The sequence below is a fragment of the Streptomyces sp. NPDC037273 genome (genome assembly GCF_055603625.1).
This window is the reverse complement of sequence record NZ_JBVJVO010000026.1, coordinates 40,252-60,709: the sequence shown is the minus strand read 5'-3', so window position 1 is coordinate 60,709 and position 20,458 is coordinate 40,252. Positions and strand designations below refer to the sequence as shown.

General features: G+C 72.1%; 21 protein-coding genes and 1 pseudogene. 8 read left to right on the top strand and 14 right to left on the bottom strand.

The features are described from left to right. From ACZ7G1_RS37520 to ACZ7G1_RS37505, 4 genes and pseudogenes are all read left to right on the top strand, one after another. A pseudogene (locus tag ACZ7G1_RS37520) lies at positions 1-156 on the top strand (sugar ABC transporter substrate-binding protein); the annotation flags it as partial. A 309-nt stretch (positions 157-465) separates the two neighbouring features. Then, positions 466-1,638, top strand: coding sequence for a substrate-binding domain-containing protein (locus tag ACZ7G1_RS37515; protein WP_470881708.1), 1,173 nt, complete (start codon positions 466-468; stop codon positions 1,636-1,638). A 145-nt stretch (positions 1,639-1,783) separates the two neighbouring features. Beyond that, entirely contained in the window at positions 1,784-3,376 is a 1,593-nt protein-coding gene (locus ACZ7G1_RS37510; RefSeq protein WP_470881707.1) for a sugar ABC transporter ATP-binding protein, read from the top strand. After that, on the top strand, positions 3,373-4,413 hold the full coding sequence (locus ACZ7G1_RS37505; RefSeq protein WP_470881706.1) for an ABC transporter permease: 1,041 nt from the start codon (positions 3,373-3,375) through the stop codon (positions 4,411-4,413). The genes ACZ7G1_RS37510 and ACZ7G1_RS37505 overlap by 4 nt, the downstream gene beginning before the upstream one ends. A gap of 45 nt (positions 4,414-4,458) precedes the next feature. Here ACZ7G1_RS37505 and ACZ7G1_RS37500 read toward each other — a convergent pair whose 3' ends face one another. The 6 genes from ACZ7G1_RS37500 to ACZ7G1_RS37475 all read right to left on the bottom strand — a co-directional run bounded on the left by ACZ7G1_RS37500 (position 4,459) and on the right by ACZ7G1_RS37475 (position 9,101). Continuing rightward, a complete protein-coding gene (locus ACZ7G1_RS37500; RefSeq protein ID WP_470881705.1) occupies positions 4,459-4,899 on the bottom strand; it encodes an SRPBCC family protein in 441 nt (146 codons plus the stop codon). A gap of 45 nt (positions 4,900-4,944) precedes the next feature. After that, a complete protein-coding gene (locus ACZ7G1_RS37495) occupies positions 4,945-5,280 on the bottom strand; it encodes an ArsR/SmtB family transcription factor (protein ID WP_470881704.1) in 336 nt (111 codons plus the stop codon). Beyond that, positions 5,277-5,756: an SRPBCC family protein gene (locus tag ACZ7G1_RS37490; protein ID WP_470881703.1), complete on the bottom strand. Its 480-nt coding sequence runs from the start codon at positions 5,754-5,756 to the stop codon at positions 5,277-5,279. Before ACZ7G1_RS37490 ends, ACZ7G1_RS37495 begins: the two co-directional genes overlap by 4 nt. Positions 5,757-5,837: 81 nt before the next feature. After that, the gene (locus ACZ7G1_RS37485; RefSeq protein ID WP_470881702.1) at positions 5,838-7,127 is read right to left on the bottom strand and encodes a hypothetical protein; all 1,290 of its coding nucleotides are present in this window, start codon (positions 7,125-7,127) and stop codon (positions 5,838-5,840) included. A 5-nt stretch (positions 7,128-7,132) separates the two neighbouring features. Then, positions 7,133-8,047, bottom strand: a complete 915-nt coding sequence (locus ACZ7G1_RS37480; protein WP_470881701.1) for an ATP-binding protein — start codon at positions 8,045-8,047, stop codon at positions 7,133-7,135. A 100-nt stretch (positions 8,048-8,147) separates the two neighbouring features. Further along, positions 8,148-9,101 carry an ankyrin repeat domain-containing protein gene (locus ACZ7G1_RS37475; RefSeq protein ID WP_470881700.1) on the bottom strand — a complete coding sequence of 318 codons (954 nt, stop codon included), beginning with the start codon at positions 9,099-9,101 and terminating at the stop codon, positions 8,148-8,150. A 244-nt stretch (positions 9,102-9,345) separates the two neighbouring features. Here ACZ7G1_RS37475 and ACZ7G1_RS37470 point away from each other — a divergent pair, with 244 nt between their 5' ends. Continuing rightward, a complete protein-coding gene (locus tag ACZ7G1_RS37470; RefSeq protein ID WP_470881699.1) occupies positions 9,346-9,870 on the top strand; it encodes a hypothetical protein in 525 nt (174 codons plus the stop codon). 19 nt (positions 9,871-9,889) lie between these two features. On the opposite strand, the gene ACZ7G1_RS37465 is transcribed toward ACZ7G1_RS37470, so the two are convergent. From ACZ7G1_RS37465 to ACZ7G1_RS37455, 3 genes are all read right to left on the bottom strand, one after another. Further along, complete coding sequence (locus tag ACZ7G1_RS37465) at positions 9,890-10,693, bottom strand: thioesterase family protein (protein WP_470881698.1); 804 nt, start codon at positions 10,691-10,693, stop codon at positions 9,890-9,892. Between the two features lie 126 nt (positions 10,694-10,819). Continuing rightward, on the bottom strand, positions 10,820-11,164 hold the full coding sequence (locus ACZ7G1_RS37460) for a GNAT family N-acetyltransferase (RefSeq protein ID WP_470881697.1): 345 nt from the start codon (positions 11,162-11,164) through the stop codon (positions 10,820-10,822). Between the two features lie 53 nt (positions 11,165-11,217). After that, a complete protein-coding gene (locus ACZ7G1_RS37455; protein WP_470881696.1) occupies positions 11,218-12,144 on the bottom strand; it encodes a pirin family protein in 927 nt (308 codons plus the stop codon). Positions 12,145-12,232: 88 nt separating this feature from the next. Between ACZ7G1_RS37455 and ACZ7G1_RS37450 the strand changes: the two genes are divergently transcribed. Then, the gene (locus ACZ7G1_RS37450; RefSeq protein ID WP_470881695.1) at positions 12,233-12,739 is read left to right on the top strand and encodes a carboxymuconolactone decarboxylase family protein; all 507 of its coding nucleotides are present in this window, start codon (positions 12,233-12,235) and stop codon (positions 12,737-12,739) included. A gap of 16 nt (positions 12,740-12,755) precedes the next feature. Here the strand turns inward: ACZ7G1_RS37450 and ACZ7G1_RS37445 are convergent, their stop codons facing one another. Further along, positions 12,756-14,216, bottom strand: a complete 1,461-nt coding sequence (locus tag ACZ7G1_RS37445) for a CBM96 family carbohydrate-binding protein (protein ID WP_470881694.1) — start codon at positions 14,214-14,216, stop codon at positions 12,756-12,758. A gap of 98 nt (positions 14,217-14,314) precedes the next feature. Beyond that, complete coding sequence (locus tag ACZ7G1_RS37440) at positions 14,315-14,800, bottom strand: Lrp/AsnC family transcriptional regulator (RefSeq protein ID WP_470881693.1); 486 nt, start codon at positions 14,798-14,800, stop codon at positions 14,315-14,317. A 158-nt stretch (positions 14,801-14,958) separates the two neighbouring features. On the opposite strand from ACZ7G1_RS37440, the gene ACZ7G1_RS37435 reads away from it, so the two are divergent. Next, a complete protein-coding gene (locus ACZ7G1_RS37435) occupies positions 14,959-16,011 on the top strand; it encodes a DMT family transporter (RefSeq protein WP_470881692.1) in 1,053 nt (350 codons plus the stop codon). A 112-nt stretch (positions 16,012-16,123) separates the two neighbouring features. Then, complete coding sequence (locus tag ACZ7G1_RS37430) at positions 16,124-17,329, top strand: amino acid aminotransferase (RefSeq protein ID WP_470881691.1); 1,206 nt, start codon at positions 16,124-16,126, stop codon at positions 17,327-17,329. Between the two features lie 21 nt (positions 17,330-17,350). Here ACZ7G1_RS37430 and ACZ7G1_RS37425 read toward each other — a convergent pair whose 3' ends face one another. Genes ACZ7G1_RS37425 through ACZ7G1_RS37415 form a run of 3 tightly spaced genes read right to left on the bottom strand, consistent with a single transcriptional unit; the run spans position 17,351 to position 20,393 of the window. Further along, complete coding sequence (locus ACZ7G1_RS37425; protein WP_470881690.1) at positions 17,351-18,217, bottom strand: hypothetical protein; 867 nt, start codon at positions 18,215-18,217, stop codon at positions 17,351-17,353. Further along, on the bottom strand, positions 18,214-20,058 hold the full coding sequence (locus ACZ7G1_RS37420; RefSeq protein WP_470881689.1) for a GMC family oxidoreductase: 1,845 nt from the start codon (positions 20,056-20,058) through the stop codon (positions 18,214-18,216). Before ACZ7G1_RS37420 ends, ACZ7G1_RS37425 begins: the two co-directional genes overlap by 4 nt. Further along, entirely contained in the window at positions 20,055-20,393 is a 339-nt protein-coding gene (locus ACZ7G1_RS37415) for a hypothetical protein (protein WP_470881688.1), read from the bottom strand. Before ACZ7G1_RS37415 ends, ACZ7G1_RS37420 begins: the two co-directional genes overlap by 4 nt. Positions 20,394-20,458: the final 65 nt, after the last annotated feature.

Genomic DNA, 20,458 nt, shown 5'->3' with positions numbered 1-20,458 from the left:
ACCTACCTCCCCTACCAGGTCTACGCCAACTCCATCTTCAACGACACCGCCGGCAAGGCCTACGTCACCCCCACCCCCCTCACCGACGCACTCAAAACCTGGCAGGACACCACCATCAAATACGGCAACGACCAAGGCTTCACCGTCAACAAGTAGTGGTTCCAGTTGTGGCTCCGGTCGCTCCCGCAGGGGGAGCGGCCGGAGCTTCTGCATGTCATCTTCTGTGCGATCTCGCCCACGCATGGCGTCAGCTTGGCGTCAGCGTGGTGATAGGCGCCTGCGGCGAACCGTGTCGCGTAACTAGCCCTATTTGGCGTTGTGTTGATACCAGATCACACGTCAGATCACAGACGCATCTCGACCGGTCGCAAGGCTTGACGGTGCACCCCCTCTGGCGGTGTCATGATGTTGCACGTTTGAATCTGTTTAATTTCGAGGGATTGTGATGCGCCGTAGGGCGCCCGTGTGCCCTACGGCCCCGCCCTCTCGTGCTGTTCCGCTTCGCGCGATCCATACGCCTCGCGCGACCCGTACGCCACCTGTGAACGGCTGGTGGTGGAGGTCGTCGCCGCTCGTATCAAGGAGCCTCTGATGTTTCGTAACGCCTCTTGCCGTGTGCTTGCCGCCACGGGAGTTGTGGTCTCGCTCGGTCTGAGCGCTGCCGCTTGTTCGTCCGGGAAGGTGGCGGGTGCGGGCGGGGCGGAGGTCGGCAAGGTGGAGGGGAGGATCTCGATCGCGTACCTGCAGAAGCAGGGTGACCAGGAGTACTTCATCGGAGAGGCGGCCGGCGCGAAGGCGAAGGCGGAGGAACTGGGCATCGACCTGAAGGTCGTGAACCTGGGGAACGACGCCAACAAGACGGTCAGCGAGGTGCAGTCGGCGATCGCGCAGAAGGCGAACGGCGTCATCGTCGTCGTACCCGACCCGGCTGTCGGGCCGCAGGTCGTGCAGACGGCCAAGGACGGCAAGGTGGCGCTGCTGACCTCCGACGATCAGATCTGCACCACGGGTCCGAACCCGGCCGCGTGTGGCAAGTCCGATCTGGTGGCGCGGATCGGGTTCAGTGGCGCGCAGATGGGCGAGGAGGTGGGGAAGAGGGCTGCCGCCGAGTTCAAGAAGGCGGGTTGGGCGGCCGCGGACACCAGGGTCGTATCGGCGTGGAAGCAGGATGTGACCGTCTGCGGTGACCGGGTGGGGGCGGCCAAGAAGGCCTTTGAGGCGGCCGTGCCCGGTGTCGGGGCGATCGACGTGCCCACCGACAACACGCCCACCGGTGCCCAGGACAAGATCGCCGCAACGGTCACCGCGAACGCGGGCGTCAAGAACTGGGTGATCTGGGGCTGCAATGACGAGAACGTGATGGGTGGCGTCACGGCGCTCGCCAACGCGGGCGTCGGCGCCGGCCACGTCATCGGGGTGGGTCTGGGTGCCTACCTGGCGTGTAAGGAGTGGCAGTCGGACAAGCCGAGCGGGATGAAGGCCGCGCTGTTCATCAACGGCGAGGACGTCGGCGCCCTGGCCGTCCAGACCATGTACGACAAGCTCAAGAACGGCAAGGACTTCCCTGCCGAGGCGTTCGCCCCGACCACCATGGTCGACCGGACCTCCTGGAAGGCCGCCGGAGTCACCTGCGGCTGAGTTCTCCCGGCCGGCGGCGCCGCCGCCACAGGAATCGCCGCCGGCCGGTGACCCACTGCTCCCCACGCGCCGGCCCCCCGTCCCCCGTTGCCCGGCGCGTGGGGTCCTTCGCCCCTGCCACACCCCCCTTGAGGTGAACCGACACATGAACGCACGCACCCCCACCCCCGCCCCGGAGCCCCCCGGCGGCCCGCCCTCCCCGTCTCCCCTTCGCGCCCCGTCCGTCGGTGTCTCCGGTGTCGTCAAGCGGTTCGGTGAGGTCACGGCGATCGGTGGAGTCACGCTCGACTTCCCGGCAGGGCGGGTCACCGCCCTCATGGGGGAGAACGGTGCGGGCAAGTCGACGCTGCTGAAGATCCTGACGGGTGATCACCAGCCCACTGAGGGGCGGGTGATCGTGGACGGGGCGGAGGTCTCGCTGGATTCGCCGGCCAGGGCGCGGGCCGCCGGGATCCGGATCATCCCGCAGGAGCCGGAGATCGTCCCGCACATCTCCGTCGCGGAGAACGTCTACGCCGGGGCCCTTCCCCGGAAGCGGGGGAGGTTGCTCGACCGGGCGGAACTGGACCGGAGGATCAGGGCGGATCTGGAGCGCCTCGGCTTCGCCCATGTGCTCGAACCGGATCTGCTCGGATCGCAACTGACGCCCGCTCAGCGTCAGTTGGTGGAGATCATGCGGGCGTTGACGGGTGGTGCGCCCGCTCGGCTGATCGCGTTCGACGAGCCCACGTCCTCGCTCTCGGAGCACGAGGTCGACGCGCTGTTCGCGCTGATCCGGCGGTTGCGCGAGGAAGGCATCGCGATCGTGTACGTCTCGCACCGCATGCAGGAGATCTTCCAGCTCGCCGACCGGATCGCGGTGCTGCGAGACGGCACGCTCGTCGGGGTGCAGGACGCCAGGGCCACGGACGAGAGCGAGCTGGTGCGGCTGATGGTGGGGCGTGACCTGTCCGCCATGTTCGTACGGCAGCGGGTGGCGACGGACCGGCTGGTGCTCGACGTGCGGAACGTGACGACCGACGACGTGCGTGACGTGTCGCTGCGGGTTCACGCCGGCGAGGTCGTGGGACTGGCGGGCCTGATCGGGGCGGGGCGCTCGGAGTTGGCGCTCGCGCTCGCCGGGGATCTGCCGGTCCGTGCGGGAATGGTCAGGTTGGACGGTGTACGGCTCCGGGGTGGGCGGCCGGGGGAGGCGATACGGGCCGGGCTCGGGCTCGCGCCGGAGGAGCGCAAGGCGCAGGCGTTGTTCCTGCGGCAGTCGGTGAAGGAGAACGCGACGCTGGTCGTACTGGAGAGGCTGCGGCGTTTCCGCTTCGTGCGGCGGGCGGCGGAGCGGAGGCTCGCGCAGGAGTACGCCGATCGGCTGCGGGTGCGCACGCCGTCGGTCGACCACGAGGTGCGCAAGCTGTCGGGCGGAAACCAGCAGAAGGTCGTGCTGGCCAGGTGGCTGGCGCGGAAGCCGAAGGTACTGATCCTCGACGAGCCGACGCGGGGGATCGACGTCGGGGCGAAGGCCGAGATCTACCAGATCATCGCCGACCTGGCCGCCGAGGGCGTCGCCGTGCTCGTCATCTCCTCGGAACTGCCCGAACTCCTCGGTCTCGCCGACCGGGTCGTCGTCATGCAGGGCGGCAGGATCACCGGCGAACTCGACCGCGGTGAAGCCACCGAAGAAGCCGTCCTCGCACTCGCCATGGCCGACGACCTCGTCGGCGCCGTCCCTGGAGCATCCTCATGACCCTCACCAGCACTCCCGCGCCGACCCACAGGAGCGGAACCGGCGCCGGCAGGCGTCCGTCGCGCCGCCCCGCGTTCCTGGCCGGTCTCGGCGGTCAGAACCTCAGCCTCATCGGCGCGCTCCTGGTCGTCCTCGTCCTGTTCGGCGTCCTCAACGACAACTACCTGAGCCTGTCCAACATGCAGGTGATCGCCGAAGCCGCGACGATCACCGGGCTGCTCGCCGTCGTCCAGACCGTCGTCATCATCTGCGGGGGCCTCGACATCTCCGTCGGTTCCCAGGTCGGCGTCGCGTCCGTCGTCAGCGCGATGGTGTTCACCACCGCGGGCTCGGGTGCCTTCCTCGGCATGGCCGCCGCCATCGGGGTCGGTCTGCTCGTCGGCGCCTTGAACGGCGTGGTCATCGTCTACGGCCGGGTCAACCCCACCATCGCCACGCTCGCCGGCCTCGCCGCCTACAAGGGCCTCGCCCAGCTCCTCTCCGACGGCCGCGCCCAGGGCTACGTCCTCAACGACGACGTCTTCGTCTTCCTCGGCCGCGGAAAGATCGCCGGGCTTCCCGTCATGGTCTGGATCCTCGTCGTCGTCGCCGTCACCGTGCACCTGCTGCTCAAGTACACCGACATCGGGCGCAACCTGTACGCGATCGGCGGCAACGACACCGCCGCCCGGCTCGCCGGCATCGGCATCAACAAGTACCTGATCTGCGTCTACACCCTCATCGGTGCCGTCGCCGCCCTCGCCGGCATCCTGCTCACCGCCCGCACCGGCTCCGGCCAGCCCGTCTCCGGCAGCGAGGGTCTCGAACTCAAGGCCATCACCGCCGCCGCGCTCGGCGGTGCCGCTCTCAAGGGCGGCAAGGGCGGCATCGGCGGCACCCTCCTCGCGGTGGCCCTCCTCGGCTGCCTGGAGAACGGCCTGACGGTGCAGGGCATCAACACCTTCTGGCAGAACGTCGCCCAAGGCGCGCTGCTCGTCCTCGCCGTCGTCATCCAGCAACGCCGGAGCGGCGAGCGCGCCGTCGGTCTCCCGCACTGACGCCCGCCGCCCCGGCCCCCCGCTTCCTCAGCGCCGCCCGCTTCCTCAGTGCCAGTTGCTGATGCGGACGTCGTGCGGCGCGGGGTCTCCCTTGCCGGTTTCGAGCAGCTGCTTGAGGCTCATGAGGAAGGTCGCCCACTTCGTGCCGCAGTGGTACATGAACTCCACGGGCTGCTGCCAGCCGGAGTGGCGGAAGAGCACGATCGTGTAGTCGTCCTCCTGCTTGAGGTCGAACCGGATCCGGGTGCCGATCCATTCGTCGGGGCCGTCGATGACCTCCCAGAGCACGTGCTCGCCGGGCTGGGCTTCGAGGACCTTCATGTCGAACCCGCCGGGTTCGAACCTGAACTGGACGACACCGCCGACCTCGGGGTCGCCCTGCGTGTCCTCCGTCCACCAGCGCGCAAGCCCGTCGACCGTGGTCAGGGCCGCGTAGACGGCCTCGGGGGAGGAGGTCATTCCGACGCGGTGCAGGATGTCAGGCATCTCGCTACCTCATTCTCGGGTGTGTGGGTGGGTGTGCGCGGAGGGTCAGCTCTCCTGGCTGCGCTGGATCGCCTCGGCGATGCGCTTGATGCGGTGCAGTCGGGCATCCCAGGCGTTGCCGACGGCGTTCAACTGGGCTACGGCTCGCGCGAGTTGGGCCTCGTCGACCTCGTATCGGCGCTCCCGTCCGGACGGTGTGACCTGGACGAGTCCGACCCGGTGCAGGACGCCGAGGTGTTTGGCGACGGCCTGCCGTGTGATCGGAAGGTGCTCGCTCAGTGTGGTGGCCGTCCCGCCGCCCGCGAGGAGCAGGTCGAGCATCCGCCGCCGGGTCGGGTCGCCCACGGCGGTCCAGAGGTCGTCGTCGATGGCGGCGCTCATGGCGTCGACGCCAGCCGGGCGACGTAGGTGACGAGGCGCGGCAGGAAGTAGTCCCAGCCGGAGACGTGCTCGCGGTACTGCTCTTCCAGCACCGCCGCCTCCCAGCCCTTCTCCCGGAACCCCGTCTCGCTGAAGCGCAGCAGGGTTCCCGTGCCCGAGGGGATCAGCTCGAAGACCACCAAGAGGGAGTTGGCCGGTGTCGCGGGCTCGGCCTCGTCGTACACCCACCGGAAGGAGAACCGCCGGGGCGGCTCCGCGTCGATCACGGTCACCGGCACGACGTTCGCGTCCGCACCGGCCCGCCCGTCGAAGGTGATGAATCCGGTGCCGCCCGGCACCGGCTCGAGCTCCGCCTCGTCCGGCCACCACTCCCGCAGGTGCTCCGGCTTGCTCACCACCTCGTAGACCACTTCGGGACTCGCGTCGATGTGGATTTCCCGTTCGATGCTTCCGAGCTCGATGCTCACGCGCTCCATGCCGCTCTCCCAGTGTCGCGCAACGTTTGGTTGCACATCAACCGTAAGGCCTCTCCTCGGCATGCGCAACGTTTGGTTGCTCTAAGGGGGTGGCGGGCCGGCCTGCTCCATCCGTTGGTAGACGCGGCAATCGTCGGCTTCCTCCGGACACAGGCGCACCGTGTTCCGGTCGACGACGTCCAGCGTCACCTCGTACGCCAGATAGCGGCACGTGCTGCCCGACCCCGGGTTGACCTGGATGAACGCGCCCTCGTACGTGTTGCCCTCGCCCTGGACCACGGCCTGGGAAGGGGCCATGACCGGCTCGTTGCCGAGCTCCTGCTTGCACCGGCCGGCGTCGATGCCGTGGGTGCCGTCCTGGGTCCCGATGGCCCGGTAGGTGTCCGGTCCGAGGGGTTCCAGGAGCAGCCGGAACTGGCTGCGGCCCTCGCCGCTGGCGTAGGTGCCGGCGAGCGACGGGGGAGGGGGTGCGGAGGAGGAGGCCACGGGGGGAGGTGACGGCGTGTCTCCGCCTCCCGGGGTGGCGTCGGACGATGTGTCTCCGTCCTGGAGGAGAGTGCCGAGCGCGACACCGGCGGCGATGACGGCGGCGGCGCAGCCGGCGGCAACCGTCCACCAGCGCCTGCCGTGTGACGGCGCGTGGGCGCGTGGCGCCGGGGTCGTCTCCGGGGACGGAGGTGGAGGTGAACGTCGGGGTGGAGGAGGCGGGGGTGGAGGCGGAGGCGGAGGCGGGGGTGACGCTGAGGTGGAGGGTGAGGGTTGGGCGGATGTGACGGTCGGTGGATGCTGGGGGGAGGGCTGGACCGGTGGTGCCACGGGCGTGGGTTGGAGCTGGTCGAGGCTGTGTCGGGCGGCCTCCGCACCGGACTCGTCGCCCAGGCGGCCCCACTGGGCGGCGGCCCGCTCGAAACTGTCACGGGCCGCGTCGAGGCGGTCGTCGCAGCATGCCGACAGGCCCTGCTGGTGGGTGAACAGCGCCTCGGACGCCGGGTCGCCCCACTCTCTCGCCGCGTCGATGCCCAGGGCGAGGACGCGGTGCCACGCCTCCCAGCGGCCCTTCAGGGCCAGGACGGGCTGGACCGCGCGCACCAAGGTGATCACGGCCGGCCAGTCACGGCGTTCGGCGACGAAGGCGATCACGGAGAGGGCCGCCCCGGCGACGTCTCCGGCCTCGTCGGTCGTCGGGTCGTGCGCGAGCAGCCATCCGCCCAGTTCGTGGGCGGCGTGCGAGACGTCGAGGTGGGGGAGGAGGAGTGGCCGGACGCTCTCGGCCCGGCACACCGGCAGCCCGAATCTGTCGTCGCGCTCTTCCGCCAGCCCGCGTCGGCGCAGCCGGCGCAGGGCCGCGACGGCACCGTCGGTGTCGCTCATGACCGTCAGGAGGTCACCGGGGAGCAGGGGGCCCGCCATGAGGGCGAGTACGGCGAGTACACGGCGTTCCCCCTCGGTGAGCGTCCCGAGTGCGAGCCTGTCGAGGGACCACGGGTCGCTCCTGGGTGCTCGGTCAGCTCGTCGAAGGTGTACGCGCCCTGACGGGCGAGAGCCGCGCCCTGCCGAAGGGGCAGCGGCCGGCCCTCGACGGCGTCCACGAACCGCTCGACCGGCCCCTGCCCCCGCCCCGGCCCGATGACCTGCGCCGTCTCGCCCGCCCCGCCCCGCTCCTCCCGCCCCGCAGGGAGTGCCGACGACGGGCCGAGCTCGCGTGCCACCAGCTCCCGCGCCGCACTGTCGGCCAGGCCCGAGAGGTTGTGTGACGTCCCCGCCCGGCCGAGGACCGGGTGGGTGGCGCCGAGGACGAAGGCGCAGCCGGGGAGGGCGTCGACGAGGGGACCGACCTGGGCGAAGCCGGCGGTGACGTCGTCGAGGAGAAGCACCGGGTGGAGCTCGCCGAGGGCTTCGGTGCACTGTTCGGGCGTGGGGGCCACGGGGCCCTCGCTGCGGTAGAGCGTGGCGAAGGCGCGACGCAGCAGGTCGTTCGTGGTGTCGTCGCCGGGCCGCAGCAGCGCGGTCGGGACGCCGCGCTCCCGCGCCTCCGCCGCGACGCCCTGGAGGAGGCTCGTCTTGCCGATCCCGCAGGGCCCGCAGAATTCGAGGGGCCGGCGGGCCGCGATGGCGTCGCGGGCGGCGCGCAGCTGTTCCTCGCGCCCGAGGAGCGGCGGCGGGGTGGTGCCGTCGCCCCGTCGTACGAACGACGGGGAAGCCACGGCCGGCTCCGTCGTGACCCGGCCGGGGGCGGGGCCCGGCACCTCGATGTCCAGGTGGCGGTAGCGCAGGTGTCGCGTCGTGTTCATGGGGTCTCCCGGCCCGTGTCAGCCAGGTGGATCGTCGCGACTTCGTTCCCTTCTTCGAGCCTTGGCGCCTGGGCGCCGCGTGTCAAACGCGCGACCGGTCTCAGTGGCTCCAGTAGTCCCGCTCCGGTAGCCGGACCCACAGGTCGGGCGGGCCGACCGTCGCGCGGGCGTCCGTCGGGAGCAGGCCGGTGAAGGCGCAGGCGTAGGCGACGGCGTGGTGGTGGAAGAGGTAGGCGGCCAGGACCTCGTCGGGGGAGTCGCCCTCGTCGGGGCCGCGGCCGGGGTGCAGGTCCCAGGCGTCGAGGGAGCCGTCGCGGGCGATGCTGCCCTGGTTGCCGCTCTTGGGGTTGGCGTACAGGCCGTAGGCGACGGTGCCGGCGGACAGGCGGGCGAGGACACCGGGCATCTGTGGGGCGTACCCCCACGGCTGTGACACGACGCAGCCGCCGGGCACGGAGGTGACGCCGATGACCGGAAGGGTCTCGTCCATGTCGTACGCGTTCGGATCGTCCACGATGTCCTCGGCGTCCTCGTCCGGCACCGGCGTCGCCTCCAGCCGCCGCACGGCCTCGTCCGCGTCGATGCCGGCCACGCAGGCGAGCCCCGTGCCGTCGTAGGGGAACCCGCCCACGGTCTCGACGAGCCGCGCCGCTTCGGCCGCCGCCACCCGCTCCGCCTGGGTCAGGGCCTCGCCGTCCGGGGCGGAGAACAGCTCCGGTGTCGGCCCTGCCAGGCTCAGGCGCCCCGGCGACCAGCCGCCGAGTGACCGCCGCCACGGATCGGCCCCCGCGGCGACCAGGGCCTTCGCGTTGGCGGGCCGCCGCGACACGACCGCCGTCCACAGCGCCGTCACCCCGTTCTCCAGCGCGTCCACGTCCGTGACGCGCCGCGCGAGCTCCGCGACGACCTCCGGGGAGCCGAAGGCCGCCGCCCGGTGGAGCGGCCGTCCCCCGCTCCAGGCGTCCGGGTCGGCGCCCTGCTCCAGGCGCCGCCGGACGTCCTCGTGGTCTTGCCAGTCCCAGCCCACCCCGAGCCAGCCATCCCCGTGTGACATCACTACGCCCCTCCCCAGTGACCGCAGGCTCCAAGAACCTCGTGTCCACACGCTCCCACAGGGCTCTGACAACGGCTGACAGCCGCCGGACGGCCTGCGGTGCCAACCACGGCGCCATAAATGGCTCGCAATGGCGCCATGCGTGTGCCACGATGGCACCACTGATGGCGCTCCGCTCGGTCCACGGGTCGAGCGGTACGCCATCGGCGGGGCGGGATGTCGGTCGAATGCGGGGGAGTCGGTCATGGAGCGGGAGACAGTGCGGAGCCGGCAGGAGTCGGCGCCCGGCGCCTTCGGTGCCTTCGCTCGCTTCGTGCTCCTCGGTGGTGGCGTGGGGGTCGCCTCCAGCTTCGCGGTCGGGGCCGTCGCCGCGTGGGTTCCCTGGGCCGTGGCCAATGCGCTGGTGAGCGTCGTGTCCACGCTCTTCGCCACCGAACTGCACGCTCGGTTCACCTTCGGGGCCGGCGGGCGGGCGACCTGGCGCCAGCACATGCAGTCGTTCGGTTCGGCGGTGGCCGCGTACGCGGCGACGTGTGCGGCGATGCTCGTCCTGCAGGTCCTGGTGGCGGAACCGAGTGCGCCGCTCCAGCAGGGCGTCTATCTGGCGGCGTCCGCGCTGGCCGGTGCCGCGCGGTTCGCGGTGCTGCGGCTCGTCGTCTTCGCGCGGAGCCGCTCGCGCGCCGCCGCCGTCCCCGCTCCTCGCCCGGTGCACACGGCCGCTGTGGACCGGACGCCGGCCGGCCCCGAGAAGCTCTGCCGCGCGGCCTGACCGCCGGGATCGGGCGAGCTCAGGCGCGCGGCTGCGGCCTGACGGTGAGGATCTGCTCGGCCCGGCCGACGGGGCCGTGGACGTCGTGCAGGACGGTGCTGGTGAGGCCCTGGCCGGTGGGGCCGAAGGTGGCCGTGGTGTCGAGGCCGGTCCAGCGGCCCCGGGGCTGGCGGTGGAGATGGATCGTGAGGTCGACGTTGGGGAACATCCAGGCGGTGGGGTCCTGTTGGACGGCGATGCCGTTCGCGGTGTCGACGAGGGTGAGGTACGAGGCGAGGGGGCTGATCTCCTCGCCGGCGACCAGGTCGACGCGCGAGGACAGCCAGGCGGTCCCGCGTCCCTTGCGGGACGGGGGCGTACGGCGGACGTCGATGGAGGAGACGTATCCGCCGTTCCAGTCCGCGTCCATCGCCCACCGGGGGAGCGTCTCGGGGGCGGGCAGCGGCTCGACCGGGCTGTCGGCGACGGAGGAGGAGTCCAGGGACGCCAGGAGCCAGGCGCGGGCGCGGACCACGGCCCGGTCGCCGATGACGACGGTGGCTTCGAGAAGCTCGATCGTGCGGCCCGGGCGGAGGGTCTCCACCGTGATCTCGCACTCGTCCAGGGCGATGCGGCCGAGGATGTCGTAACTGATCCGGCCGAGCAGCAGGCCGCCGGGACGGTTCGCCACGTGCCGGTCGACGGCGTGCGCGACGAGGCCGGCCAGCGGACTGAAGTGCTGCTCGTCGGCGCTCCAGGCGCCGCCCGCGTGGGCCGTGGGCTTGTACCGGTGCTCGCCCGTCCGCTCGTAGTAGCTCTCGCGGGCGGCCGGGCTGGAGCTCACGGTGTCCGTCTCCTCGGAGTGGCGCCCGTACGCGGGCGCGGAAAGGTGTACTACTCACGCATCCTAGGGAACGAGGCGTGACCGGTCACCGTGACCTGCCGCACATCCGGGCGCCGCGAGGCGGGCTCAGCGCCCCAGCTGGGCGTCGAGCCAGGTGAGGACCTCGGGGGTCACGGGGTCGGTGATGTCGGCGAACTCGTCGTGCTTCTTGAGGAACTTGGCCACGTACGGGCAGACGGGGACGATCCGCATCCCGGAGGCGCGGACGTCGGTCAGCGCCTGCTCGACGAGGATCGAGGCGAGCCCCTGGCCGGCATAGGCGTCGTCGACCTCGGTGTGGAAGAAGACCCGCCGGTCGTCGCGGTCGCGGTACGCGGTCAGGCCGGCGCGCTTCTCGTCGACGAGGATCTCGTAGCGGTGGCGGGCGTCGACGCGACGGACGACCGGGGTGGTGGTGGCCTGCTCGCTCATGGTGTTCCTTCCGGTAGGGGGAGTTCGGTGGTGACGGCGTGTCGCAGGGGAGCTCAGTGCTCGCGCCGCGGGTTCCTGCGCGGGGTGAGGACGGCGTTCGGCAGGGCGGGGGCGGGGAGGCGGGCGCCGGGGTATCCGTCGACGGTGCCGAAGCGGTCGGAATGGCGCTCCCAGGCGTCGCGGGCCTCGACGATGTCCTGGTGGTCGCGGCCGATGAAGTTCCACCACATCACGATCTCCTCCTCGAACGGCGGGCCGCCGAGGAGGACCGTCCGGGCCGGGCGGTCGGAGGTGTTGGCGACGGTGAGGGTGGTGCGGCCGGGGGCGGCGTATCCGAGTTCGGCGGGGAGGAGGGGGTGGTCGGCGAAGCTGACGGTGCCTTCGTCGACGAGCAGGCCGTGCTCGAAGCCGGGGTCGACGTCGAGGGTGACGGTGGCGCCGGCGTCGATGAGGATCTCGGCGCCGAGGAGCGGGGTGAAGGTGCGGACCGGGGAGGTGTCGCCGGCGAGCGTGCCGAGGAACACGCGGAGTTCGGCCCCGTCGACGCGGCGGGCCGTCGGGGCGTGGTGCTGGAACTCGCGCGGGGCGTGGCGGTGCGCGTCCGGGAGGGCGACCCAGAGCTGGACGCCGTGCAGGACGGTCGTGGCGGGGGTGGAGACCTCGGTGTGGCTGATGCCGTGCCCGCCGGTCATGAGGTTGATCTCGCCCGGTCGTACGAAGGCGTGGGTGCCCAGGCTGTCGCGGTGCTCGATCTCCCCGGCGAAGAGCCAGCTGACGGTCTGCAGGCCGGTGTGGGGGTGGGGCGCCACGTCCATGCCGCCGGATTCGGAGACCCGGTCGGGACCGTAGTGGTCGGCGAAGCACCAGGCGCCGATGAGGGTGCGGGCTCGCTGGGGGAGGGTGCGGCGTACTGTCATGGCGCGCGGTCCGCCCAGCGGGACGTCCCTGGCGGTGAGGATCTCGATCTCCGTGTCGCCCATGTGCAAGCCCCTCAACCCCGATGTAGTTGCGTTTTCAACTAGTATGGTTGATGATCGTTCCGATGGCAACCGGCGAAGGAGTCACAGGGTGAGCGAGACGGAAAAGACCACGGCGGCCTCCCGGGCCGACGGCCGCGTCTACCTGGACAAGGCGGCCCCCGCCGCCTACCAGGCGCTGGTGAGGACGGCCGACGCCGTCCGGACCACGGCCGCCGAAGCCGGGCTCGACCGGATCCTGGTCGAACTGGTCAACCTCCGCGTGTCCCAGCTCAACGGCTGCGCCTACTGCCTCGACGTCCACACCAGGGCCGCGCTGCGCGCCGGCGAGACCACCCGGCGCCTCGGCGTGCTGCCCGCCTGGCGCGACACGGAGCTCTTCACCGCCCGCGAGCGCGCGGCCCTCGCCCTCGCCGAGGCCACCACCCACCCCGCGGACGCGCTCGCGCAGGACAGGGCGTACGAGGAGGCGCGCGAGGTCCTCGACGACGGCGAGATCTCCGCCGTGATCTGGGTGGCCATCGCCATCAACGCCTTCAACCGGGTCTCGATCCTCAGCAAGCACCCGGTACGGGAAGCCGCCGCCACCTCCTCCTGAAGCGGGCCGGACCGCGTCAGTGGCACTTCCCCGAGCCGTGGTCGTCGTACGTCTTGCCCGCCTCCGGCACGAACCGCCAGTCGTAGCCGTCGGAACGCAGGGTCAGCTTCAGGACGCCGAAGGTGTCGTTGTTGCGGGCCTCGCTGTTGGGCCGGACGGTGGCGAACTCGTACAGGCCCGCGCCGCCGGTGCCGACGACGAACTCGCGGATGCCGCGGGCGGGATCGTGATGGCCGTCGGGGTCCTGCGGTGCGAAGCGCTCGTACTGGTGGCTGTGGCCGGTGAGGATGACCTCGGCGTTGTGGTCGTACAGGGCTTTGACCAGGGGGCCCGTCGCGGTCGCGGGCTCGTGGAGGGCGCTGGAGGTCCAGCGCGGGCTGTGCCAGTACGCCACCGTGCACGGCTTGTCGCTGGCGGTGAGGTCGGCGCGCAGCCACTTCTCCTGGGGTGAGCCGGGGGCCATGGCGATCTCGGAGTCCAGCGAGACGACGTGCCAGTTTCCGATGTCGTACGAGTAGTAACCGCGCCCCTCCGGACCTGCGTTGGCGCCGAAGTAGTCGAAGTAGGCGGACGCGCCCGGGGTGTTGTAGTCGTGGTTGCCCGGAGTGGGGTGCGTGCGTGCCTTGTGGCGGCCCCAGGTGGGCGCGTAGTACGCGGCGAAGTCCGAGGCGGAGCCGTCGGGGTAGGCGTTGTCGCCGAGGGCGACGACCGTGCCCGAGATGTGGTCGAGCAGGGCCGAGGTCGCGGAGTCCTTGGAGTTCGGAGTGGCGATGTCCCCCGCGCCGACGAGCACCGGCACCAGGTCGGGGGCGGGCGGCCAGGCGGCGGGTGCGGGCCGGGTGCCCGTCTCGACGACCAGCCGTGGTGCGGTGGCGCCGGTCTCGCGCGAGTCGTAGTGGGCGCCGTCCGCGCCGGAGGAGGTGACGCCGATGTCGAAGGTGCCGTCGCCCTTCACGTACGGGGTCACGTCGATCTCGTACCAGGTGCCGGGGGAGACCTTGCCGAGGCGGCCGAGGACCTTGCCGGTCATGGCGGGCCGGTCGGCGTAGCTGACGGACCTCTCGGACCAGGTGGCGCCGGGCATCGCGTGGAACGTGCCGCCGTCGTCGCTGCCGGCGCCCGCCGCGTCGTCCACGTGGATCCGGAGCGTCGCGCTGGCCACCGGCTGGGTGAGACCGCTGACGTCGAACCGCAGCAGCGTCTGCTTGACCGGGCTGCCGTCCACGTCCAGTTGGCCGGAAGCGCCGTAGTTCTTACCGGGGTTGTCGCTGTCGACGTAGGTGTCGGCGACCGCCGTGAAGGTCGAGGTGCTCGCCGCCGGGGAGGCGGCGGCGACACGGGTCGGTGCGGCGGCCAAGGCGGCGGGGGCGGCGAAGGTGGTGGTGGCGGCGAAGGTGGCCGTGGCGAGGGAGGCGGCGAGAATGGCGGTGGCGAGGGTGCCGACCCGGGCGACCGTCCTGCCCTTGCGACTGGGCATGCCGACCCTTTCGATCGCGGCCCGCCCCCCGCTCGGTCCAGCTTACGTCCGGAGCGGCGGGCCCTCACCTCGCCGAGAAGCGCCGCCCCGGCCCCCGCTCATGAGCTCGCGCGCGGCCGGGCCGGAACCCCCGGCCGCGGGTACACCCGGGACTGCTTGACGCTGCCGAAGGCGAAGCTGGACTCGATCGAGGCGATGCCCGGGATGGCGTGGATCCGGGTGCGGACCAGGGCCTCGTACGCCTCCAGGCTCTCGATGACGACCCGGAGCAGGTAGTCGCTGCTGCCGGCCATCAGGTAGCAGTCCTGGATGTGGTCGATGAGGCCGACGTGGTGCTCGAAGACGTTGACGGCCTCGGCGGTGTGGCGCTCCAGGCGGATGCGGACGAAGACGGTGATGGGGAGGCCGAAGGCGACCTGGTCGACGGTGGCCGTGTAGCCGCCGATCAGGCCCGATTCCTCGAGGCGGCGCACCCGGCGCAGGCAGGGGGAGGGGGACAGGCGGATCCGGTCGGCGAGGTCCTGGTTCGAGAGGCGCCCGTCGGCCTGCAACTCGTGGATGATCCGGAAGTCGACGGCGTCCATCGGCTCTCCTTGGCTGAACTTGGCAGATTCTGCCCCCATGCTATGTCCGGAGGGCATAACTGGCAATCGTCTGCCCCGCCCGAAGCTCTAGCGTTGCTGATCGGGGCAAAGCCGGACGTCGGTTCCGCCCGGACGGCTTCGAGCGTGAGGGATGGGCGATGGCCACGACACATTCGGTGGGGACGAGGGCGGAAGGGGCGGGGCCGGTGGCGGTGTCCGTCACCGGGGCTCCGGACGCACAGGAGGGTGGCCGCTTCCTGGGCCTCTCCCCGCACGCCGTCGGCATGGTCGCGCTGTTCCTCACCGTGAGCATCTGGGCCGCGTTCGCGCTCAGCGCCCGTGCCCTGAGCAGCTCGACGCTGCTGCCGGCCGATGCCGCGCTGCTGCGCTTCGGCGTGCCGCTGGTGGTCCTGGCTCCCGCGTTGTGGCGGCGCAGGCGCCGGCTGGCCGCCGTGCGCTTCGGGCCCGCGGCCAAGATCATCTGTGGTGCGGGGGTGCCGTTCTTCCTCGCCGCGATGTACGGCGGCTCCCTGACGTCGGCCGCGTTCGTCGGGGCGATCGTGCCCGGCATGGTCCCGCTGTTCGTCTCCGCGCTGATGGTCGCGGGCGGCAAGAGCGCCCCGCGCGGTACGCAGGCGGCGGGGCTCGCGCTGATCGTGGCCGGGGTCGTGGCGCTGGTGTGGCGCTACACCGCCTCGCTCGACGGGGACGTGCTGCTCGGTACGGGAACGCTGCTGGTCGCCAGCGGGCTATGGGCGCTCTACACGGTGGGCCTGCGGGAAGTGGACCTGGACCCCATAGGTTCGATCGGGCTGCTCTGCCTGCCCTCCTTCGCCGTCATCGCACTGCTGAGCCTGACCGGGGTGCTGCCCACCGGACTCGCCCACGCGGAGGGCGCCGACATCGCGCTCTTCCTCGTCGTGCAGGGGCTGGGGGTCGGGCTGTGCGCGGGGCTGCTGTACGCCTTCGCGATCCGCAGGCTCGGCCCGGAGCGCAGTTCCGTCGTCGGCAGCCTCAGCCCGGTCGCCGTCGTGCTGCTCGCCGTACCCCTGCTCCACGAGACGCCGACCCTGCCCGTCGTGGTCGGCGTCCCCCTGATCACCCTCGGTGTCGCGCTCGCCAACGGACGCCGTAGGGCGTGTCTGACCATTCCCGTCGGGTCCGGCCCGCCCGGCACGCACGATCGCCGCACGGCCGAAACGCCCAAGTAGCTCCGCTACGAGGGCGCCCCGGCCGCACGCCGATCGCACGCACCGAACGACCCGGCCTGATCCGACGCGAATGGTCAGGCACGCCCTACCCCCCGAACCAAGGTCTCCGCCGATGCTTGAGCTGCTGCCCGCCCCGCCCGTCGACCCGCTGTGGGACCTCACCGCCGAGTACGCGGCAGACCCGCGCCCCGAGCGCCTCGACCTCGTCCTCGGCGTCTACCGCGACCACACCGGCGTCACGCCCGTGATGGCGGCGGTCAAGGAGGCCGAGATACGTCTGGCGGAACGTTCCGGCTCCAAGGAGTACCTCGGCCTGTCCGGCAACACCGCCTTCAACCGCGCCATGCTCGACACCGTCCTCGGCACCGAGGCCCTCACCTCGCGGGCGACGGCCGTCCAGACCGTGGCGGGCACCGGCGCCCTGCGCCTCCTCGCCGACCTCGTACGCCAGACCCGCCCCGGCACCACGGTGTGGATCAGCGACCCGGCGTACGTCAACCACCGGCCCATCCTCGAAGGCGCCGGGCTCACCGTCCGCACCTACCGCTGGCTCGGCGTCACGGGCCGGCCCGACGGCTCGGACATGCTGGAGGACCTGCGCCAGGCGGGCCCCGGCGACGTCGTCCTGCTGCAGGGCTGCTGCCACAACCCCACCGGCGCGGACCCGTCCTCCGGCACGTGGCGGGAGCTCGCCGGACTCGCCGAGGCCAACGGCTGGGTGCCCTTCGTCGACCTCGCCTACCACGGCCTCGGCGACGGACTCGAAGCCGACCTGGCCCCGACCCGGATGCTCGCCGAACGGCTCCCCGAAGTGCTGATCGCCGTCAGCTGCTCCAAGAACTTCGGCCTCTACAGCGACCGCACCGGCTGCGCCGTCGTCGTCGGCTCCTCGGCGCGGGCCCTCCGGCACGTCGAGACCGCCCTGCAGAACGCCGCGCGCACCCTCTACTCGATGCCGCCGGACCACGGCGCCGCCGTCGTCGCCACGGTCCTGCGGGACGAGCGCCTCAAGGCCGCCTGGCTCGCCGAACTCGACGTGATGCGCCACCGCATCACGGCCAACCGCACCGACCTCGTCGCCCACCTCGCCGCCCTCGGCCACGAGGAGCACGCGCGCGGACTCGCCCGGCAGAAGGGCATGTTCTCCATGCTGCCCCTCACTCCCGAGGGGATGCGCCGGATGCGCCGGCACTCCGGCGTCTACGGCACCACCGCCGGCCGCGTCAACATTGCGGGCGTCCCCGCCCACCGCATCCCCTTCCTCGCCCACGGCATCGACGACGCCCTGCGCACACAGGACGCCGTCGGAACCGTCTGACGGAACGGCGGCGGCGGGCGGTCAGCCGCGCGGCCCCGGCGGCAGGTAGTACGGCCGGTGATGCGCGGCCACCGGCGCCGACTGGAACGTCCAGGCCCCCGCCGCCGGTGTCCCGTCCGGCAGGACCGTCCGCAGGTCGCGCCCCAGGTCGCCGTCGGGGTCGTGGACCGCGAGGCCGGTGCGCCCGGAGAGCGCGGGGGCGGCCAGGTCGTACCAGGCGTACGGCTGCGAGACGTTCATCGGTCCGGCGAGCAGCCGTCCCTCGCGGTCCGTGCCGTAGCCGGTGATCGGGGCGGAGCCCGCGGCGACGGCGGTCAGGCCGTCCAGCTCGGCCGTGAGGCCGAGCAGCGGGGCCGTACCCCGCTCCAGGATGTCGCCGGCGCCGATCCCGGCCGCCTTGCAGCGGACGCTCCAGGTCGCTCCGGAGGGGCCGTTGAGGGACGGCAGGTCGACCTCGAACCAGCCCGGGTACTTGGGCTCCGCGTACAGCTCCCGTCCCGCCCTGATCGCGAAGGGGTTGTCGCACACGACGTGGAGGCGGGCGATGCCGAGCAGCTTCGTCTGGTCCCAGCCTCGCGCGTACTGGGCGTAGCTCAGCCCGGGGAGCCGTCCCGCCTCGGCCGTCGGGTAGGCCACCACGTTGAACTCGATCTCCTGGGTGACTCCGCCGCCGAACGCGTACTGCGCGAAGTACAGCTGGTAGTTGAGCGACACCAGCGCCCGTCCGTCGTCGAACGTGGCCGCGCTCAGGCCCGGATGGTGCTTGGCGAGCAGCGTGCGGACCGGCTCCGGCTCCACCAGCCAGTCGACGCCGATCTGATGCAGGGCCCCGTAATGGAAGGGAAGTTGAAAGGGCTCGGGCACGGGCGGCAGGGGCAGCGAACTCACGCGAGGTCTCCCGAAGTAGTGGTGGTTCGGACGGACAGGGGAAGGTCACGGGCCGTCAGGTCCGCCTCGACGCGCTCGGCGCTCCGCAGCGCCAGCGCGGCCATCGTCAGCGTCGGGTTCGACGTGGCCACCGACGGCATGCTCCCGCACCCCACGACATAAAGGCCTGGGTGCTCCCAGCACCGCTGCCACGCGTCCACCACCGACGTCTCCGGCGAGTCCCCCATGATGTGCGTCCCCGCCGCATGCCCCGCCCCCCGGTATCCATAGGTACGCCCCCGGTGCTCGAACCTCCCCGGCCATTCGGCGGCAGCCCCGTACTCCGTCCGCTCCTCCGCCCCCAACAACGCGAAAACCTGCTCCGACACGGCACGGGCCGAGGCCATCCCCTCCTTGACGTGCTCGTCGAGGTCGTAGGTGACGAGGGGGCGGGGCAAGCCCAGCGCATCACGCTCGGAAGGGTGCAGCGTCACGCGGTTCGCGGGGTCGGCGCCCTGCTCCATCTCGAACTGCAAGGCGAACTGGCGGCGCAGCCGGTCCCCGAGCGCCTCCCGCAACGCGCGCCCGGACAAACCGCGTCGGGTGAGGAAGTGGTCCACGTCCGTCTCGACCGGGCCCTTCGCCCAGATCCAGCCCCACGTCCCGAACTCCACCCGGAACGGCGCCCGCACCCGGCGCGCCGGTCCCGCGCGGAAGCCCTCGAAACCGGAGACGGAACCGGGCCCCCGGTACGCCCCGGAGTGCTCGCCCTCGGGCAACAGGCCCCAGGTGACAAGCACCGGATGGTCCATCAGATTCCGGCCCACCTGGCCGCTGCGTCCGGCGAGCCCGGACAGGAGCAGCAGCCGGGCGTTCTCCACCGCGTGCGCGGCGAGCACGACGACGTCCGCGTGCGCGACCGACACCTCGCCGTCGTAGGAGCGGTACTCGACGCCCGTGGCGCGCCCGTTCCCGTCGACGAGGACACGGCTGACCACGGACCGGTCCCGGAGCGTCACCGAGGCGCTCCACCGCCCCTGCGTCTTGAGCGGGGTGTACTTCGCGTACGAGGGGCAGTGCGGGATGCAACTCGCGTTGCCCACACACCGGTTGTCCGGGTCGGGACGGCCGTCCCGGCCCCGGGGCACATAGCCGCGGCCGCCGTCGTAGCGCGGGTTCGGTACGCCGTTGCGCGCGTGCGGGGTGCCGACCACCCTCAGCTCCACCTCGCCGAGCGCGACGGGGTCCTTGACCCGCCGCCCGTCGAGCCGGGCCGACAGGACGCGGTCCAGACGGGCGGCGGGCAGCGGCCGCATGGGGAACTCGTAACCGTCGGGGAACGGCAGGCCGAGGCGCGTGCGCTGTTCGTCGGCGTCGGCGGCCACTCCCAGGTGCTCCTCGGCCGCCCGGTAGTGGGGTTCGAGTTCCTCGTAGGTGAGCGGCCACCGCCGCCCGTACCCGAAGGCCTCGGTGTCGAAGTCCTCCGGCAGCATGCGGGGCGCGAGGCCGGTCCAGACGTTGCCGGTGCCGCCGTTCGCGCGGACGTACCCGCTGGCGTAGGGGAGCGGGCCGTCCTGCCGCAGATGCCCGGCCGCCCGGAAGCCCGGGGTCCCGTCCGTGCCGGAGAGGTCCGTCTGCTGGGGCCAGGGAGCGGCCGGATGCGGCAGGTAAGGGCCGCCGGGCAGCCTGCCGGCGGCGGTCAGGTAGGCGGTCAGCGGGTCGGTTTCGGTCCCGGGGGTTCCGGTGTCCGCCGCGCCCGCCTCCAGGACGAGCACCCGGTGCCGTCCGCCGCGCCCGAGCCGGTGCGCGACGAGCGAGCCCGCGACGCCCGCGCCGACGACGATCACGTCGTACCGTGTCACCGCCCGCCCCCCTCGGCCCAGCTCCCGTACCCGCCGGGCGCGGCGGCGGGGGCGGAAAGCCCGGCCGCCTTCCACGCCAGGCCCTCGGTGTAGGCGCGCGGGGACACCAGCCTCGGTGGCGGGCCCGGCCAACTGCCCGTGTACCAGAGGTACGTCACCGCCCGGGCCGCCGCGCGCAGGTCCTCGTCCTGGGCGTCGGCCGGTTCGCCGGGTTCCCGTAGCAGCCGCTCGTAGCACCGGTCGCCGAGCTCTCCGGCGACCACGTCCCGGTAGACCTCGACGAGCCCGGTCGCCGCCAGTTCGCCTCCGTCGAAGCCGGTCAGTCGTATCGACAAGTCGGTGAATCGCTGTGTCTGGTCCGTGTGGGGCACGCGGGCATCGGTGCCCCGCCGCCCACCGG

Bases quoted from the DNA above. Each gene is read 5' to 3' on its own strand.
- ACZ7G1_RS37510 (WP_470881707.1), top strand. From the start codon at position 1,784: ATGAACGCACGCACCCCCACCCCCGCCCCGGAGCCCCCCGGCGGCCCG.
- ACZ7G1_RS37505 (WP_470881706.1), top strand. From the start codon at position 3,373: ATGACCCTCACCAGCACTCCCGCGCCGACCCACAGGAGCGGAACCGGC.
- ACZ7G1_RS37500 (WP_470881705.1), bottom strand. From the start codon at position 4,899: ATGCCTGACATCCTGCACCGCGTCGGAATGACCTCCTCCCCCGAGGCC.
- ACZ7G1_RS37495 (WP_470881704.1), bottom strand. From the start codon at position 5,280: ATGAGCGCCGCCATCGACGACGACCTCTGGACCGCCGTGGGCGACCCG.
- ACZ7G1_RS37490 (WP_470881703.1), bottom strand. From the start codon at position 5,756: ATGGAGCGCGTGAGCATCGAGCTCGGAAGCATCGAACGGGAAATCCAC.
- ACZ7G1_RS37485 (WP_470881702.1), bottom strand. From the start codon at position 7,127: ATGAGCGACACCGACGGTGCCGTCGCGGCCCTGCGCCGGCTGCGCCGA.
- ACZ7G1_RS37480 (WP_470881701.1), bottom strand. From the start codon at position 8,047: ATGAACACGACGCGACACCTGCGCTACCGCCACCTGGACATCGAGGTG.
- ACZ7G1_RS37475 (WP_470881700.1), bottom strand. From the start codon at position 9,101: ATGTCACACGGGGATGGCTGGCTCGGGGTGGGCTGGGACTGGCAAGAC.
- ACZ7G1_RS37470 (WP_470881699.1), top strand. From the start codon at position 9,346: ATGGAGCGGGAGACAGTGCGGAGCCGGCAGGAGTCGGCGCCCGGCGCC.
- ACZ7G1_RS37460 (WP_470881697.1), bottom strand. From the start codon at position 11,164: ATGAGCGAGCAGGCCACCACCACCCCGGTCGTCCGTCGCGTCGACGCC.
- ACZ7G1_RS37455 (WP_470881696.1), bottom strand. From the start codon at position 12,144: ATGGGCGACACGGAGATCGAGATCCTCACCGCCAGGGACGTCCCGCTG.
- ACZ7G1_RS37445 (WP_470881694.1), bottom strand. From the start codon at position 14,216: ATGCCCAGTCGCAAGGGCAGGACGGTCGCCCGGGTCGGCACCCTCGCC.
- ACZ7G1_RS37440 (WP_470881693.1), bottom strand. From the start codon at position 14,800: ATGGACGCCGTCGACTTCCGGATCATCCACGAGTTGCAGGCCGACGGG.
- ACZ7G1_RS37435 (WP_470881692.1), top strand. From the start codon at position 14,959: ATGGCCACGACACATTCGGTGGGGACGAGGGCGGAAGGGGCGGGGCCG.
- ACZ7G1_RS37430 (WP_470881691.1), top strand. From the start codon at position 16,124: ATGCTTGAGCTGCTGCCCGCCCCGCCCGTCGACCCGCTGTGGGACCTC.